Source organism: Haladaptatus sp. SPP-AMP-3 (assembly GCF_049568665.1).
Classification (GTDB): Archaea; Halobacteriota; Halobacteria; order Halobacteriales; family Haladaptataceae; genus Haladaptatus; species Haladaptatus paucihalophilus.
On the sequence record NZ_CP145897.1, the window covers coordinates 1,973,638 to 1,989,070 of the forward strand.

The following is a 15,433-nucleotide window of genomic DNA, read 5'->3' on the forward strand; positions in this document are numbered from 1 at the left end:
ACGATACCCTCGGCTCGCTACGACCGTCGCGTCGAAAAAATCGTTTGAAACTAGAAATCGCTCGGAAACGCGCTTACTCTATCTTCTCGTACTGCTCTGCGAGTTTGTCCGCCGCTTCGCCGAGCTGTTCGCGCTCGAACTCGGTGAGGTCCCACTCGACGACTTCTTCGACGCCGTTCGCGCCGAGTTTGACGGGGACGCCGAGCGCGACGCCTTCGTGGCCGTACTCGCCTTCGAGTTTGATGGAGCCGGGGAGCACTTCGCCCGTGTCGCGGATGACGGCCTCGACCATGTGGCCGACGCCCGTTGCCGGACCCCACTGGGTCGCGCCCTTCTTCTCGATGACGTTCATCGCGCTCTCTTTGAGTTCGCCGAGGATTTCGTCCTTCTCGTCGTCCGAGAACTCGGGGTCCGCGCCGTCGATGCGGACCTTGGAGAAGACCGGAACCTGCGCGTCGCCGTGCTCGCCCATGATGGTCGCTTCGACGTTCTGGACCGGCGCGTCGAAGCGCTGGCTCAGCACGTAGCGGAACCGGGCGCTGTCGAGGCGGCCACCGAAGCCGATAACTTTCTCCCGTGCGCGGTCACCCGTCTCGTACAGGTGGCGGTTCAGGAGGTCGACGGGGTTCGACGTTGTGATCGTCACGAAGTCATCGTCGTTGTGCTCGGCGATGGAGGAGCCGATGTCCTCCATGATGGGCGCGTTGTCGCCCGCGAGGTCGATACGCGTCTGTCCCGGCTGGCGCGGGATTCCGGCGGTGATGACGACGACGTCGGACCCGGCGGTGTCCTCGTAGGTGCCCTGTCGGACGACCGTGTTCGAGTCGTAGGCGGCCCCGTGGTTCACGTCGGCGGCCTGCCCGACCGTCTTGTCTTCCATGTCCGGTATGTCCACGAAAACGAGTTCGTCAGCCACATCACGCAGTGCGATGTTGTAGCCTGCGGCGGCCCCGACAGTGCCTGCCGCACCGACTACGCTTACTTTCACCATGTCACCTAAAAGACGCCCTGCTATTTGGTTAAATCCTCCGGAAGCCTGTGCTCTCTCCCGGATTGCCGCTTCATCCGTGACCTTTGTTCGACAGTTTGCCGGTTCGTTCCACCCGAAACGAAGGGGTTACGGCGCGACGCCGACGGTCAGCAGGGTGCCGAACTCGCGGTAGCGTTCGACCATCGCCTCGCGCGTCTCCCAGCTATCCGTCGGAAACGCGTCTTCCGCGGGTATCTCCGTTTCGCGGTCCGGTACGTGGTTCTGTTCGGCGACGTACAACCCCGCCTCGCGGAACGCGTCACGGTACTCCTCGCGGCTCCAGCGCGTCATCTCGACCGAAATAGAGTCCTGCCACGCGTGGGAGTGGACGTTCTCCTCGTAGTAGTTCACGGCGCAGAAGAACGTGCCGCCGGGGCGAAGTATCCGCCGCACCTCCCGAAGCGTCTCGTGGGGGTCGTTCGCGTAGTAGAACGCTTCCATCGTGAACACGTGGTCGATGCTGTCGTCGGCGAACGGCAGGTGGTCGAAGTCGCCGACGAGGTACGAAACGTTCGAGTCGTCGGTGTAGTTCTGCGCGTTGCGCGCCATCTCGGGCGAACCGTCGAGTCCGTACACCCGTCCCGCTCCCTTCGTATCGCGCACGGCACGTCCGGCGTATCCGCTTCCGCATCCCAAATCGAGAACCGTGTCGCCGTCTTCGACCGGCATCCGGGCGAGCACGTGTTTCGCCGTGTGCCAGTGTCGCTCTTCCATTCCCTTGTCGCGGCCATCCGCCGCCCAGTCGTCGAACTCCTCGCGGACGCTCATGCACGATGGAACGGCCGTCCCCGACAAAACCCGTTCGGAACGCACAGGGCTTTATTTCTCGACCCCTTCTCGGGGATATGGTCGGTTCGAGAAAACGATTCGCCCTCGCCGATACGGCCCAGCAGGTGCTCGGCGGCTTCCTCCTCGCTGGCCCGTTCGTCGTCACGCAGGAGGTCTGGGACATCGCTGGAAACATGTCCACCGTCCACGCGCTTGCGACGGTCTGTATCGTCTTCGGAATCGGGTACGGCGCGCTCTACAAGGCGGACCACGAGCGCGACCCCGACCGCGAGGCGGACGTGGCCGGAGTCCCGACCCGCTTCATCTCGTTGATGGTGGTCTCCTTCGGTTCCGTCGCCATCCTCGCCGTGGTGTTCGCCGCGCCGGAGACGTTCCTTCACGACGGTCTGTTCGACGGCCACACGTCCGGGCAGGCGCTCTTCACGACGGTCAAGGCCGTCAGCGTGGGGTCCGTCTTCAGCGTCGTCGGCGCGGCCACCGCCGACAGCGTGTTCTGACGGACCCCCTCGTTCGGAAGCAAACCGCGACCGCTTATGACATAATTGTATTAATAAATAATATCATCAATGTAGGATGGTAGCATATCCTTCGATGGCAAAATCACGATTATCGTTCGAAGCACGGCTGCGCCTCGCTATCGGCGGATTGTTGCTGTTGGTTTTCGGCGCCTTCATGTCGCTCGGCCCGCTGGACTCCCTGCTGTTCGGCGGGTTGACCGCCTTCGCTGGCGTTGCGTTCGTGGTGGTTTCGTACAAGGGCCGAACTATCCAGTCGTTCCTTTGAGATAGTTCAACGTACGGATAGTACGTCGGTAGTATCAACGTTCATCTCTGAATGGTCGTGACTAAACGGTTCGTCCCGGCCGGTAGAACGGCCGCGTCTCCCTCGGACGTGTTCGGTGCTAACGCGGTGTTCCGACCCGCATTCCCGTATATTTTAAGTCGCTTCCGCTAGTTACCGGATGATATGGATTACCAACTCGATATAGAGAACACGCCGAATTCGATACCGGGCGGCACCGGCGTCCTCCTTTTACATCCGAGCACGGGAGAAACCGACCGAATCGACACCGACTTTTTGAAAACGGACACCGACCGCTTCCTCGTCATTTCGACACGGACGACGGCCCGCGAGGTAAAACAGAAACTCGACCACTACGACGTAGACGAGAACAAGGCCGACATCCTCGACACGTTGAGCATCGAACGCGGCTACTCCCGCCGAAGCACGAACGACGTTCACTACGTCTCCGCCCCTGACGACCTCGAAGGCATCCTCTCGGTTACCGAGCAGTTTCTGACGAAGACCGACGGCAAACGCCGCATCAGCTTCGACTCCATCACCGAGATGGCTTACTACGCGGACGAACAGCGGGTGTACAACACCGTCGAGCAGGTGCTCGAACTGCTCGAAGAACACGATGCGGTCGGACTGTTCCACCTCTCGAAGGGGGTTCACGACGAAGTGCAGATAGAGCGATTCCTCGGTCTGTTCGACGCCGTGGTAGACTTGGACCGGGACGGCAACGTCGATACCGATTTCTCGAAACTGGACTGAAACATCAGTCGGTTTCAGCGACGCCCGCCGAAGGTGTACCGTTTCCACCCGAAACGGTGCCCTTCTCGATAGCGGCGGCGATGCCGACCGTTATCCCGGCGTAGCCGACGCCGATGAACAACGCGCCGACCGCTGACCCGACGAGTCCGCCGACTGCCCTCGTGTATGGGGTCCATACTTCCCGACCCGACCCGCGCGACGAAAACACTACGGGGAGCCAACGCTTTTGCTGACCGACGCCGTACTTCCCGAAAATGGGGGGAACGAGTGACTATCGTATCGCTGTGGCGGTGGCCGACCCCGAGAACGCCGCCCAGTTGACCCGAACCGCGGTCGATATCGCACGCGAACGGGACGGTGACGTCCTCGTCTTGCGGGTTCTCGTGACCGAGCGCCAGTCGCCCTTCGCACTCTACACCGACGAGGTGATAATCCGCGAGTTCGGCGGCGAAGAACAGGAAATCCTCGACCGAGTTGTCGAAACCGCACAGGGAGCAGTTCCCGTGAGCGGGCAGTTGCTCGTCTCGTACGACGTCGCCCGCGCGCTCACGAACGCCGTCGTCGAGTTCGACTGTGACGCCCTCGTCGTCGGGTGGCAGGCGCGCGAACACCCGAGCGAAATCGTCCTCGGAAGCAACATCGACCGCATCGTGGCGCGCGCACCGTGCGACGTTCTCGTGGAGAAGATCGGCCCGGCGGAGACGGCGGACACCATTCTCGTCCCCGTCGCCGAGGGTCCCCACGCGGAACTCGCGGCGGACGTCGCCCGCGCGATTGCGCTGGCGAACGATTCCGAAATCAACCTACTTCGGGTGGGTGAGGACGACGCCACCACCGAACGGCTGCTCGCCAGCATCGCGGCTCGCGTTGCTCCCGCGACCGTCGAACAGGAGGTCCGAAGCGGCTCCGTCACCGAAACCGTCGTTGAGCGAGCGTCCGACCACGACATCACAGTCCTCGGTTCGACCCGACAGGGGATGCTCCGACGACAACTCGTCGGGTCGGTCCCACAAGCGGTCGGACGGCGCGCGGATACGACCGTCATCATCACTCGTCGAGAGGTCGGAATTCGACCGCGGCTCACGCGATTCGTTCGGGAAACGCTGTGAGCGTGGCAATCAGATGGTCGCCAGTCCGAGGACCGACAGCGCCCCCGACAGCAGGTCGCCGTACCCGACCGCGATGAGCATCCCGAGGAACATCGGAACGATGAACGGAATTCCCGGCGACACCCACACTTCGTCTTTCGTCACCAGCACGTCCAGTCCCTCGCGGAGTTGTGTCGGCGTCGTCCCGTAGGCACCGTGGTCGATGCTGTCGAGGAACTGTGCGGCCCCCCACGGGTCCTCGTACCCCGTCGATTCCGTCGCCGACCGTTGTTCGACGACCGCCCCGCCGTCCGTCACCATCCCGTCCGTCGGCGGGTTCGGCGCTTCGGGCAGGCTTTCCGGGTCGCGAAGGTCGGTTGCTCGCTCTCGAAGTTCGGCCAGCGTCGTCCCTCGCCACCGGAAATACATCCGAAGCGCGTCCAAATCCACGCCGTTGCGGGCCACCCCGTCGGGAGTTTCGAGCAGTCGCCCGTGGGCCAACGGAACGGCGTCCCAGTCGATGACTCGGCCGACGAACATCACCGACGAAATCCGCCCGGCGAGGAGGTTCCGCACCAACAGTGCGGCGGGATAGAGCGCACCGAGCAGGACCGTGTTGGTCAGAATCGTCAGCGAGAACACGCCCAGAACGGTACCCTGCATCGGTAACGCCCACTCCCCGAGGTGATAGGTCGGATAGGACGGGAACAGGAGGGCGATGACGAGAAACGCCTTCGCGTCCGCGCCGCCGAACGCCCGGAACCACCAGAAGGCGATGACGAGCGGCGCGACGAACCCGAGACTCACCGCGACGTGAAAGAGGAACAACTTGCGCTGCAGCGGCGGTGCCCCCATCGCGGTCACGCCGTCCCAAACGAGCAGAACGACGGCGAGCGCCGCCAGCGGATACCACGTCTTGTTTGGTACTCGCCGAGTCTTCACGTCACGCCACGCGGCCCATCCGAAGACGGGCAGGGCAAGCAGTCGGAGGAGGTCGGGAATCGAAGTATGCACCAACCGGTAGCCCTCGGTGAGATGTTTTAGCTGTTGCGATATATGTGGTGGAAATTGGAAGTTTTACATAAATTTTATTTTGAACCTATGTCTTCACAGAAGATATGAGTACGCAGGAAGTCGCCCTCGTGAAGATACGAGGCGCTACCTTCATCCCGTCAGCGTGGATTTCGCGTCCCCTCGACGGAGACGGAACGCTCGAATACAAGGGCGATGCCCGCGAGTTTACGCCCCACGCCGTCAACACCGGTCGCTGTCGCGTCGAACAGGAAGCGGTCGTCGATTTCACGGACGACAGTCTCGTCTCCTACGCCGACACCGGTACGTCGGTCGAACGAATCACACATCCCGACGGAACCGTGGACCGTCGTCGCGGCAAAGCATCGCGGGACGGTATCGTCTGTACCGATCCGCTCTGGCACGACGAATACGTCGACTTCGACATGCACGCGAGCGCGAGCAACCCGCTGTCGCCGCACGCGGACCCGGTTGACTACCACCTCGAAGCCACCGTGTGGCGCGACGGAACGGTGGATATCCGCGGCCGCCACGACGGTTTCCCGTGTTTCGAGTTTTACGTCCAGACGGATTTCGGCGACTTCCGGCCGCTGTACCGTCACGACTTCCGTGAAACCGGCGACGAACCGCTCGCGTTGGCCGGGCCGATGGACTACGAGTTCGAGCGAAGCCTCTGAGCGACTGGCTCTTTCGCGAGGATAGATCGGCGAACGCGCCGCTTTTCGGCGTGTAGAAAACCCCTAAAACCCCAGACTCGCTTATATAACGCGGTTCTGCAGGTAGTCGAGGTGCTTGGCGTTGTAGACGATTTTAACCTCGTCCGTCGCCGCGCTACCGATGCAGGTGAGGCGGACGTTCTTCTCGTCCACTTCCTCGTCGCTGAGGATCTGCTGCATGTCCATGTCGATTTCGCCTTCCTTGACGATGGCGGCGCAGTTCGCGCAGGCACCCGCGCGGCACGAGAAGGGCCAGTCGTAGCCCTGTGCCTCGGCGGATTCGAGGATGTATTCGCCTTCGTTGACATCGAGCGAGCCGTAGTCTTCGCTGTCGAAACCGGCGTCTTCGGCCTTCTCGAACAGGTCGTCGTCGTCAATATCCCAGCCCTGATCGTCCAGCACTTCGTAGTTGAGGTATTCTACGGTAGGCATCACTCGGGGCTTCGTCCGGAGGATGGTTAGTAGTTGTTGTTTCGTCCGCCTATAGTGATAAATCGGGAACGATTCGGCCTGCTGACCGAGAGTAGCGTCGTTAGGCGGGTGAAAGCGGGACGAAGGCGAACAGGAGATACGACGCCACGGCGGAGATAGAGGGCGTCAGAATCCAGAGAACGATGACGCGGCCGGTCGTGGACGGGTCGAATAGGTCCCTCGCTTTCAAGGTCTGTGGCTCTTCCTCGCCGATTTTCGCCACTTCCTCTTGTTCCTCCGGGAGGACGTTAACCGCCATTTCCGAGTGCTTTTCCCCGTCGTCGCCGCGGACCGCGGCGGCGGCCGCATCGGAGATTCGAACGGTTCGCGTCGCCCGTCCCCATCCGAGTCCGACGATGCACATCGTCGCACTCACCGCGAGACTGGCGGGGATACCGAGCGCGGAGAGGAACGTGATGAGACTCGCGCTGACGACCTCGACGATGAGCGCCGCCAACAGGGGCAGGTCCGTCAGGTCGTTTCCGACGGTATCGAGCGTTCGGCGGGCGATGGTGAACGCCCCGAGTGCGATAGCGACGCCCGCGAGCAGGACGCCTTCGCTTCCCGTAATCACGTCGCTTCCGACGAGCGGCGCGACCGCGTTGGCGACGTTCGACGCACCCGCCGAGAAGGCCATGTAACAGCCGATACCGACGACGAGAAGGGTGACCAAGACTTCTTTCGCCGACGCGTTCGCGGAGACGGTCGGGTACGGCACCGAACCGACGCGATCAAACTCGAACAGCGGCCCTTCCGACTGTTCGAGATGGAACCACACGTCGAGATACGGGTAGAGATACCGTCCGACGACGGCACAAATCCAGAAGGCGGTGATGGGCGCGAGGAGCCACGCCGAGACGATTCGAAACATGACCGCTTCATCGAGGGTTCCCGTTGCCACCCCGAGTCCCGCGATTGCGCCGACGGCCGTCATCGAGGTGGAGGCGGGCACGCCGAACAGGTTCGAGATGAGCAGCGCTAATCCGACGAAAAAGAGGACGCCGACGCTGGCGGCGAGCGTGAACTGCGAACTCGGGACGATCTCCCCGCCCATCGTTTTGATAACGTTCCGACCGACCGTCCACCCGCCGAGGAGCGCAAAGGCCGTCATCAACCCGGCCGCACCGAGTTTGGAGACGGTGTTACTCCCGACCGCGGGACCGAACGCGACGCCGGTCGAAGAACCGCCGATATTGAAACCGACAAATACTGCCACGGCCAGACCGACGAGGAGCAAAATCGCGACCATACACGTACATTCGTCTGAACGTCTTAAACGGTACCGACTCGTTGGGTTTAGACACCACCCCGCCTAAAGCAGAGTATGTTCCCGACGTTCGAAGTCGTCCCGGCGGTGGATATGCAGGATGGCGAAGTCGTTCAGCTCGTTCAGGGCGAGAAAGGCACGGAAACGACCTACGGCGACCCCGTGGACGCCGCGGAAAAATGGGTCGAGGGTGGCGCGGAAACCCTCCACCTCGTCGATTTGGACGGCGCGTTCGACGGCGAGCGAAAGAACGCGGCCGCCGTCGAATCGATTTTGGAGGCGGTCGACGTCGAGGTGCAACTCGGCGGCGGCATTCGCACCGCCACCGATGCCACCGACCTCCTGTCGCGCGGTATCGACCGCGTTATCCTCGGCACCGCCGCGATAGAAAATCCGGATATCGTCGCCGAAATCAGCGAGGAATACCCCGGCTCGGTTATGGTGAGTCTCGACGCAAAAGACGGCGACGTCCTCGTCTCGGGGTGGACGGAATCGACCGGACTCGACCCGGCCGAGGCCGCGGCCAGATACGAGGAACTAGGCGCTGGCGCTATCCTGTTCACCGACGTCGACGTGGAGGGTCGGATGGAAGGTGTTCAGACGGGTCCCGTTCGGCGAGTCGCCGAGGCAGTCCAAATACCGGTCGTGGCGAGCGGCGGTGTCGCGTCCGTGGACGACGTTCGGACGCTCCGGGATGCGGGCGCGAGCGCCGTGGTCGTCGGGAGTGCGCTCTATCAGGGCGCGTTCTCGCTGTCGGAGGCAGTGGACGCGCTCGATTAGCGGGTCTGTCCGGCGAGGTGACCGAGCACGTCCGGCGTATCGCCGAGTCGGGGGTCTACGATGGCGTAGGCCCCGAGAGCGGCCATGGGCGCGCCGATGACGAGACCGGGTGCCGTCCCGGAGAGGAGGACCCCGATGGCGACCAACAGGACGCTGAGCATATCTCGTTTTAACACATGTTCTCTTTAGAGCGCGGGGTAAATATAACTGCGTCAGACACCTGTCTAGCTTCCCGACCGGAACCACCCTGTAGCTCCCCGAACGGAACCACCTTGTAGCTCCGGCCGAATTACCCCGATATGAGCGACCGCACCGCCGCCGTGACGCGCGAGACGGCGGAGACGACCATCGAGGTGACGCTCGACGTGGACGGCGACGGCGAGTCCACCGTCGAGACGGGTATCGGATTTTTCGATCACATGCTGGACAGTTTCGCCCGCCACGGCCTGTTCGACCTGACGGTCAGGGCCGACGGCGACCTGCACATCGACGACCACCACACCGTCGAGGACGTGGCCATCACCCTCGGCGAGGCGTTCGACGAGGCCCTCGGCGACCGCCGGGCCATCCACCGATTCGCCGACCGAAAGGTGCCGCTGGACGAGGCCGTCGGCGACATCGTGGTGGACGTGAGCGGCCGCCCCCTCTTCCGCTTCGACGGCGAGTTCTCACAGGAGCGCGTCGGCGACATGACCAGCCACATGGCGAAACACTTCCTCCGCTCGCTGACGATGAACGCCGGACTGACGCTTCACGCGGGCGTGGTCGGCGAGAACGCCCACCACGAAATCGAGGCGCTGTTCAAGGCCACCGCGCGGGCGCTGGACGACGCGACGCGAATCGACGACCGGCGAAGCGACGTGGCGAGCACGAAAGAGAGTTTGTAACGATAGTCGAAATTCGACACGTCGTTCCATCGACTGTCGAACCCTCTCCTATCTATTTTACTAATTCCCAGACCTGAACGCTGTCCCCGTCCGCGAGCGGTTCTCCGTCGAATCCACCCGAAACCGACCATCGGTCGAACGGGGAGTGGCGTGCGAGCAACTCTATCTGTTGTGGGGGGAGATGTGAGAGGACGAACTCGTCGCGGCTCAGGACTTTTCCGTCCGAGTCCACCAACTCCTGTTCCGTACGATACGTCTGCTTCACTTGGTCCGCGATGGTCGCTCGGGAACGTCCTCTGAGTTGCGTCCCTTCGTAGTCCACTTCCCGAACCTCCTGCCACTCGCCGAACGATTCGGCGATGGTGTCGTACCGCGGAACGTACACGTCGAACAGGAGGCGGCCGCCGGAATCGAGGACGCCGTAAAGGGCTTCGAGCGCCGCGAGTTGGTCGTTGACTCCGCGAAGATTACAGAACGAATTGTACGGGACCATCGCCAGTGAGTAGGTTCGGTCAGCGCCGATAGACCGTAGGTCGGCTTCCCAAACCGTCGGCTCTACGTCCTCAACGGTAGCCTTTTCGCGGAGGATGTCAAGCATCGCGGGTGAGATGTCGAACCCGTCAGCATCGACACCTCGGCGAAGAAGTTCGAGGTAGAGCCGTCCCGCCCCGCAAGCACCTTCAAGTACCGGTCCGTCCGCGCCCATCGCCGCGTCGAGATAGAATGATTTGTCGCCGACACCACCGTATTCGTGAGACGCATCGTAAAAGGCCGCTAACTCGTCCGAAAATCGGTTGACATCGTTCATATCCGTCGTTACTCTATTCGTGTCAGAATTGTTTTCGGATATGTTCACCTTCTCACCTAAATGTCAACCCGCCGAAACACGCCCGGATAGTCCAGTACCACGCCGTCGGAATCGACGGGGAGGTCCGCGGTGAATCCGCTCTCCAAACTCTCGTATCGGAACACACCGCCGTCGGAATCCAGCGGTTCGAGGCAGGTGTATCGCTGTTCGACCGCCGTCGTCGTCATCGCGGGGACGTCGAGGTACACGACGGAAATCCTCGCCGTCTCCCCGGACGCAAAATCGAGTCGGCGAATCGGAACCGTGTTCGTGAGCGGCGTGACCGAGATATCCACGTCTCGGCATCCCGCGAGGTCTGCCGCGGGAACCCCGTTTTCCGTCCAGTTGCCGTCCCCGTCGTGTTCGAGTTTTATTCCGTCGCCGACGTCGAGTGGGTCGATTTCGACTCGCCGAACCGTCCCCGTTCCGTCACACGCCACGCGATAGCGAACCCGGAATGGCACTGCCGTCCCTTCGTTTTCCGCGATTCCGACCACCGTTCCGTCGGCGCCGAGTTCCTTCCCGAACTCGACCGTGAGGTGCTCGCTTCCGACGGCATCTACCGGTTCCCAAACGACGTGTCGTTCCATGGTGTTCCGTCGAAGGCCGACCGCATGAACCCTCCTGCCTCGACCGAACCCCAACAGGACTAAACCGTCGGGCACGTCTATCCGACAAAGATGTTCGACAGAATTATGCAGAAGTTCGAGGGCAGTCCGAGCCAACAACAGGTCATCAGACTCCTCCTCGAACGCGGGTTCTCGGTCAGCGACGAGGGACGCGTCGTCTCCGGGAGCATCGAGATTCCCAATACGCAGATCGCCCGCGAAATAGGTGTGGACCGGCGGGTGGTCGATTCGACCACGGACGCGATTCTGAAGGACGAGGAACTGCGTCGCATCTTCCAGAACATCTCCTCGATTCCGAGCCTGATGGATTTGGCCCCTGTCCTCGACCTGTCCGTTCTAACCGTCGAAGTGCGGGACGCGGACGTTCCGGGCATCGTGGCGACCGTCACGTCGCTGTTGGCGGACAACGACATCTCCATCCGCCAAACCATCAGCGAGGACCCGGAGTTCACCGACGACCCGCGGCTCTACCTCGTTACGGACGAGGACGTACCGGGCGACGTGCTCAACGAACTGAAGAACTTGGAGTTCGTTCACCGTATCCAAATCAGTTGAATCTCCCCTCGTTCTCCCGTCGCGGCGAATCCGCGCCTTTTCGGTGCTGCCCGTCGAACTCCCGAGCGATGGGTGGCACGACGTATCGAACCGTGGCCGGTCGGGGCGAGTCGGCGTTCGAAGTTCGCGGTTCGGAGTTCATCGGGTACGTCGCGCCCGCGGAGAGCGTCGACGCGGCCGAGTCGTTTATCGCCGAAATCGAGGACCTGCACGAGGATGCGACCCACAACGTGCCCGCCTACCGCGTGCAGAGCGGTCGAACCGTCCCGGACGCCGCGGACGCCGGAAACCCCGACGTCGGCGGGTTCGTCCGAGAATGGTCGAGCGACGACGGCGAACCGACGAGCAGCGCGGGGAAACCCGCGCTGAACGTCCTCCAGCAGCGCGACATCGAGAACGCCGTCGCCGTCGTCACGCGGTACTACGGCGGAACGAACCTCGGGGTCGGCGGCCTCGTCCGGGCGTACTCCCGCGCGGTCAAGGAAGCGGTGGACGAGGCGGGCGTCGTCGAGGAACGGCCGCACCGACGACTCGCCATCGCCGTCGAATACGACGACTCGGGGACCGTCAGGGGGATTCTGGAGAGCGAAGGTGTCGAGTTCGACGCCGACTACGGCGAAACCGTCGGCTTTTCGGTTCGCGTACCGGTCGAGGAAACCGACGCGCTGTGCGACCGACTTCGGAGCGCGACAAGCGGCCGGGCCGATATCGAAGACGGATGAGCCGCGCGTTCAGAAAACCGCTTGGACGGCGGTGAAGACGCCGTATCCGACGCCGAGCGCGAGCGCCAACGAGAGCACCCACGCGAGGACGGTGTAAATCATCTTTTTGCCGCTGACGCCGCCACCGCTCGCGGCGTAGCCGCTGCCGATGATGGTGCTCACGATGATTTCGTTGAACGAGACGGGGATGCCGAAGAAGACGGCGCTCTGTGCGATGGCGAATGCCGGGATGAGCGCGGCGATGGACCGGCGCGGTCCGAGCGCCGAGTAGTCCTGTGCGAGCGCCTTTATCATCCGCGGTGCACCCGTCCACGACCCGGCGAGCAGGCCGAGGCCGCCGCCGACGAGCACCGGAACCACGGGTATCGAATAGGGGTCCAACAGCGGGAGCAGCGGCCCGATTGCGAGACCGACCTGACTCCCACCGGCCGAGAACGCCACGAGTCCGCCGAGCGCGAGCAGAAACCGACGCTGACCGCGGCTCATGTCGGCGACGAGTTCCCGCCTGAGCGCGACGCCGACCAGACCGGCCAGGACGAGCGAGGTGACGACGACGCCGAGGTCGAGACCGGCGACGGCGGGAAGCGACAGATGCCTGCCGACGCTCTGTGCGATGGAGGCGCTTTGATGGGGCGGCCCGAGGAAGACGAACCCGACGTTGGCGATGATGAGGCCGACGAGCGCGCCGAGAAGTGGAATCGAGGTTTCCTCCGCCACGTCGTCGCGCCGGAGCACGCGAGCGGTCGCGTAGGCGATGCCGCCGCCCACGAACGGTGTGAGTATCCAGAGGGACACTATCTGCTGATATTTCGGCCACGCGGGGGTTCCACCGAGCGCCAACCCGACGCCGACGATGGCCCCCGTTACGGTGAACGCCGTGGCGATGGGATACCCCGTGAACACGCCGATTGCCACCAGTATCGCCGCCGTGAGGAGTCCCGTGGTCGCGGCGAGGGGCGACAGTTGGACGCCGTGAATCAGCTCCCGTCCCACCGCTTGCGAGACGTTCGCGCCTTGGAGCGCCGCCCCTAAAAATCCGAGAATGCCCACGAGAAACCCCGCACGCATCACCGAGAGGGCGTTCGCACCCACGGCTGGGGCGAACGGAGTTGACCCACTCGACCCCGCGCCGATGGCCCACGCCATGAACAGACTCGCGACCCCGGCGATAATCACCGTCAGCAACCCTCCAGCCATATCTATCCGGTATACCGTCTCACGCCAATAGTGTACCGACTCGAAAGCAACCGACTGGTCACGTCCTGTCGGCGCGCGGACCGCCGCTCCGTTTCGGCGGTTCCACGCCTTCTGCCGCTTCGACCGTCTCGGTTTCCTTCTCCGTCTCGACGTGCCAGCGGTCTATTTCGTCCTCGTAGGACGTGAGCGACTCCGACACTTCTCCTTTCAACTCGTCGTCGTTGACGTTCACTTCGAAGATGAACCCCTCCTCGCCGTCCTCCATCCGACTCGTCTGCTGGATGTTGGCACTAACGAGTTCGTTGTCGAAGTAGTACGGCGCGAGTTGCGTCATCACCTTCTGATACACCGTGTCCTCGACCTTCCTGATGGCCTTCCGCCCCGCCGAGTCGGCGGCCCGAGCGACGTAGTTCACCGAGTCCTGCCACCTGTCTACGGCGCCTTCGGTGTCGTCTTCTTCCAGTTTCTCGTACGATTCGGTCAGTTTTTCGCCCGCTGTTCGGAGGTCGTCGTCGGGGGATTCGCCCGCCTGCTCGCCTTTCCCTTCGCTGACGTGGGCCTGTTCCGCGGTCTTCTCGGCCACGTCTTCGCCGAGCCGTTCGTGCGATTTCGGCCGCCATTCGTCCCACTCCTCGAACGCGTTGCCCGACACGTTCGCCTCACGGAGCGCTTGCGTGATGCGCTCTCCGTGCTCGACGATATCTCCCCAGCTACCTCGAAGTTTGAAGCCAGAGATGCTCTCTTCCATTCGATTACTCGCTCGTAAGTTCCACAGGGTTTTATCTTTTATCGCTAATATCCGTGACAGCGGCTCTCATGCGCCTTTTCTCGGGGTTACCGTTTCGAGCGTAGAATTATTCGTCTCCGATGTTTCCGTACGTTACCCGCTCCGCGAACGCGTTCAGTCGGTCTTTCGCGCGCCCGAGCAGTTCGACGTGTCCGCTCACCGACCGCATCTCGTCCTCGGACACCTCGATTCGGTCGTCGCCGTAGATGTCGCGCGTCTCACCGTCACCGGTCGCGTCGACGACGGTCGAAAGACCGCATCGACCACACGCTTCCGTCCGTTTGCCACCCATGTTACGGCGTACGGACGCATCCATGTTATGTGTTACCCTGAAATACTAGCCCCCGCTCTCACCGTGTTCCCTTTCGAAGGACGGCTTTGTAGAATCCCTCCCTCGGTTGCACCTCGGCGACGCGCCACGGCGTTCCGACGGTTACGTCCCGCAGTCGCTCGGGCGAAAAGAGGACGAAGTGGAGGGTTCGTCCGACCTCCCGTTCGCCGTCCCGGTCGTACTCGAAGTGAAACGTTCGGTGGGCGATTCCCCGGCGCGGATCGGACCTGTAGCCGAGCAGGTCGTCCGGAGCGAGGTCCGTCGGGTCGTAGTTGTCGACGACGGCGACGCCCTCCTCGTCCGTAATTCGAGCGAGTTCCGAGAGGAGTCGACGTACCCCGGCGAGGGAGTGTGCGAGCCCGAGTTGGGTCCCGCTCAGGAGGGCGGAACGGAACCCGTCCGGCCGGAAATCCATCTCGAACATGTCCATCACGCGAACGTCCTCGACGCCGCGGTTACGGGTGGCTTCGACTGCGCCCGGACTCACGTCGATGGCGACGACTTCGCCTCGCTCTTGGAGAAACTCGGCGTGCTGTCCCGAGCCACAGCCGATATCGACGATGGGTGGTTCGAGCGACGCGAGGAGGGTTCGCCACTCGTCACGCCAGTCCTCCCGTGAGGTGAAGTAGTGCCCTTCGACATTTCCGTCCCGCGTCTCCGCGCCGTCCCGGTACACGCAGTCACCGCGCAGTCCGCCGCGCTGGTAGTCGAGTATCGCTCGACCGAGTGGGTCCGTCTCCATCACACT

Annotated in this window: 22 protein-coding genes; 9 read left to right on the plus strand and 13 right to left on the minus strand. The window is 62.8% G+C overall.

Annotated features, from left to right (window positions below):
- Positions 1 to 73: 73 nt before the first annotated feature.
- Both mdh and V5735_RS10950 read right to left on the minus strand, forming a co-directional pair.
- The gene (gene mdh / locus V5735_RS10945) at positions 74 to 991 is read right to left on the minus strand and encodes a malate dehydrogenase (RefSeq protein ID WP_423743550.1); all 918 of its coding nucleotides are present in this window, start codon (positions 989 to 991) and stop codon (positions 74 to 76) included.
- A 126-nt stretch (positions 992 to 1,117) separates the two neighbouring features.
- Complete coding sequence (locus V5735_RS10950) at positions 1,118 to 1,798, minus strand: class I SAM-dependent methyltransferase (protein ID WP_423743551.1); 681 nt, start codon at positions 1,796 to 1,798, stop codon at positions 1,118 to 1,120.
- A gap of 77 nt (positions 1,799 to 1,875) precedes the next feature.
- Between V5735_RS10950 and V5735_RS10955 the strand changes: the two genes are divergently transcribed.
- The 3 genes from V5735_RS10955 to V5735_RS10965 all read left to right on the plus strand — a co-directional run bounded on the left by V5735_RS10955 (position 1,876) and on the right by V5735_RS10965 (position 3,376).
- Complete coding sequence (locus V5735_RS10955; RefSeq protein ID WP_423743552.1) at positions 1,876 to 2,316, plus strand: DUF2391 family protein; 441 nt, start codon at positions 1,876 to 1,878, stop codon at positions 2,314 to 2,316.
- Positions 2,317 to 2,410: 94 nt separating this feature from the next.
- Positions 2,411 to 2,602: a hypothetical protein gene (locus V5735_RS10960; protein WP_423743553.1), complete on the plus strand. Its 192-nt coding sequence runs from the start codon at positions 2,411 to 2,413 to the stop codon at positions 2,600 to 2,602.
- A 183-nt stretch (positions 2,603 to 2,785) separates the two neighbouring features.
- On the plus strand, positions 2,786 to 3,376 hold the full coding sequence (locus V5735_RS10965) for a DUF7090 family protein (protein WP_069453153.1): 591 nt from the start codon (positions 2,786 to 2,788) through the stop codon (positions 3,374 to 3,376).
- A 4-nt stretch (positions 3,377 to 3,380) separates the two neighbouring features.
- On the opposite strand, the gene V5735_RS10970 is transcribed toward V5735_RS10965, so the two are convergent.
- Positions 3,381 to 3,584 carry a hypothetical protein gene (locus tag V5735_RS10970; protein ID WP_423743554.1) on the minus strand — a complete coding sequence of 68 codons (204 nt, stop codon included), beginning with the start codon at positions 3,582 to 3,584 and terminating at the stop codon, positions 3,381 to 3,383.
- A 46-nt stretch (positions 3,585 to 3,630) separates the two neighbouring features.
- Between V5735_RS10970 and V5735_RS10975 the strand changes: the two genes are divergently transcribed.
- A complete protein-coding gene (locus tag V5735_RS10975) occupies positions 3,631 to 4,485 on the plus strand; it encodes a universal stress protein (protein ID WP_007975975.1) in 855 nt (284 codons plus the stop codon).
- A 9-nt stretch (positions 4,486 to 4,494) separates the two neighbouring features.
- Here the strand turns inward: V5735_RS10975 and V5735_RS10980 are convergent, their stop codons facing one another.
- On the minus strand, positions 4,495 to 5,478 hold the full coding sequence (locus V5735_RS10980; protein WP_423743555.1) for a prepilin peptidase: 984 nt from the start codon (positions 5,476 to 5,478) through the stop codon (positions 4,495 to 4,497).
- A gap of 104 nt (positions 5,479 to 5,582) precedes the next feature.
- On the opposite strand from V5735_RS10980, the gene V5735_RS10985 reads away from it, so the two are divergent.
- Positions 5,583 to 6,173, plus strand: coding sequence for a DUF3238 domain-containing protein (locus V5735_RS10985; protein WP_423743556.1), 591 nt, complete (start codon positions 5,583 to 5,585; stop codon positions 6,171 to 6,173).
- A gap of 81 nt (positions 6,174 to 6,254) precedes the next feature.
- Here V5735_RS10985 and fer read toward each other — a convergent pair whose 3' ends face one another.
- Together fer and V5735_RS10995 are read right to left on the minus strand one after the other, a co-directional pair.
- Positions 6,255 to 6,644, minus strand: a complete 390-nt coding sequence (gene fer, locus V5735_RS10990) for a ferredoxin Fer (RefSeq protein ID WP_423743557.1) — start codon at positions 6,642 to 6,644, stop codon at positions 6,255 to 6,257.
- Positions 6,645 to 6,744: 100 nt separating this feature from the next.
- On the minus strand, positions 6,745 to 7,932 hold the full coding sequence (locus tag V5735_RS10995) for an anion permease (RefSeq protein ID WP_423743558.1): 1,188 nt from the start codon (positions 7,930 to 7,932) through the stop codon (positions 6,745 to 6,747).
- 75 nt (positions 7,933 to 8,007) lie between these two features.
- On the opposite strand from V5735_RS10995, the gene hisA reads away from it, so the two are divergent.
- Entirely contained in the window at positions 8,008 to 8,730 is a 723-nt protein-coding gene (gene hisA / locus V5735_RS11000) for a 1-(5-phosphoribosyl)-5-[(5-phosphoribosylamino)methylideneamino]imidazole-4-carboxamide isomerase (RefSeq protein ID WP_423743559.1), read from the plus strand.
- Here hisA and V5735_RS11005 read toward each other — a convergent pair.
- Positions 8,727 to 8,906 (minus strand): hypothetical protein, encoded by a 180-nt coding sequence (locus tag V5735_RS11005; protein ID WP_423743560.1) that lies wholly within the window; start codon positions 8,904 to 8,906, stop codon positions 8,727 to 8,729. The two genes, hisA and V5735_RS11005, sit on opposite strands and share 4 nt — an antisense overlap.
- A 123-nt stretch (positions 8,907 to 9,029) precedes the next feature.
- On the opposite strand from V5735_RS11005, the gene hisB reads away from it, so the two are divergent.
- Positions 9,030 to 9,617 (plus strand): imidazoleglycerol-phosphate dehydratase HisB, encoded by a 588-nt coding sequence (gene hisB, locus V5735_RS11010; RefSeq protein ID WP_423743561.1) that lies wholly within the window; start codon positions 9,030 to 9,032, stop codon positions 9,615 to 9,617.
- A 52-nt stretch (positions 9,618 to 9,669) separates the two neighbouring features.
- Here the strand turns inward: hisB and V5735_RS11015 are convergent, their stop codons facing one another.
- Both V5735_RS11015 and V5735_RS11020 read right to left on the minus strand, forming a co-directional pair.
- Positions 9,670 to 10,425, minus strand: coding sequence for a class I SAM-dependent methyltransferase (locus V5735_RS11015; RefSeq protein WP_423743562.1), 756 nt, complete (start codon positions 10,423 to 10,425; stop codon positions 9,670 to 9,672).
- Positions 10,426 to 10,481: 56 nt separating this feature from the next.
- On the minus strand, positions 10,482 to 11,054 hold the full coding sequence (locus V5735_RS11020) for a putative glycolipid-binding domain-containing protein (protein WP_423743563.1): 573 nt from the start codon (positions 11,052 to 11,054) through the stop codon (positions 10,482 to 10,484).
- A 90-nt stretch (positions 11,055 to 11,144) separates the two neighbouring features.
- Between V5735_RS11020 and V5735_RS11025 the strand changes: the two genes are divergently transcribed.
- Positions 11,145 to 11,648, plus strand: a complete 504-nt coding sequence (locus V5735_RS11025) for an ACT domain-containing protein (RefSeq protein ID WP_423743564.1) — start codon at positions 11,145 to 11,147, stop codon at positions 11,646 to 11,648.
- Positions 11,649 to 11,716: 68 nt separating this feature from the next.
- Entirely contained in the window at positions 11,717 to 12,370 is a 654-nt protein-coding gene (locus V5735_RS11030; protein ID WP_423743565.1) for an IMPACT family protein, read from the plus strand.
- Positions 12,371 to 12,379: 9 nt separating this feature from the next.
- Here the strand turns inward: V5735_RS11030 and V5735_RS11035 are convergent, their stop codons facing one another.
- From V5735_RS11035 to V5735_RS11050, 4 genes are all read right to left on the minus strand, one after another.
- Complete coding sequence (locus tag V5735_RS11035; protein WP_423743566.1) at positions 12,380 to 13,567, minus strand: anion permease; 1,188 nt, start codon at positions 13,565 to 13,567, stop codon at positions 12,380 to 12,382.
- 58 nt (positions 13,568 to 13,625) lie between these two features.
- Positions 13,626 to 14,315, minus strand: coding sequence for a DUF5828 family protein (locus V5735_RS11040; protein WP_423743567.1), 690 nt, complete (start codon positions 14,313 to 14,315; stop codon positions 13,626 to 13,628).
- A gap of 106 nt (positions 14,316 to 14,421) precedes the next feature.
- The gene (locus tag V5735_RS11045) at positions 14,422 to 14,646 is read right to left on the minus strand and encodes a hypothetical protein (protein WP_423743568.1); all 225 of its coding nucleotides are present in this window, start codon (positions 14,644 to 14,646) and stop codon (positions 14,422 to 14,424) included.
- Positions 14,647 to 14,704: 58 nt separating this feature from the next.
- A complete protein-coding gene (locus V5735_RS11050) occupies positions 14,705 to 15,427 on the minus strand; it encodes a class I SAM-dependent methyltransferase (RefSeq protein WP_423743569.1) in 723 nt (240 codons plus the stop codon).
- Positions 15,428 to 15,433: the final 6 nt, after the last annotated feature.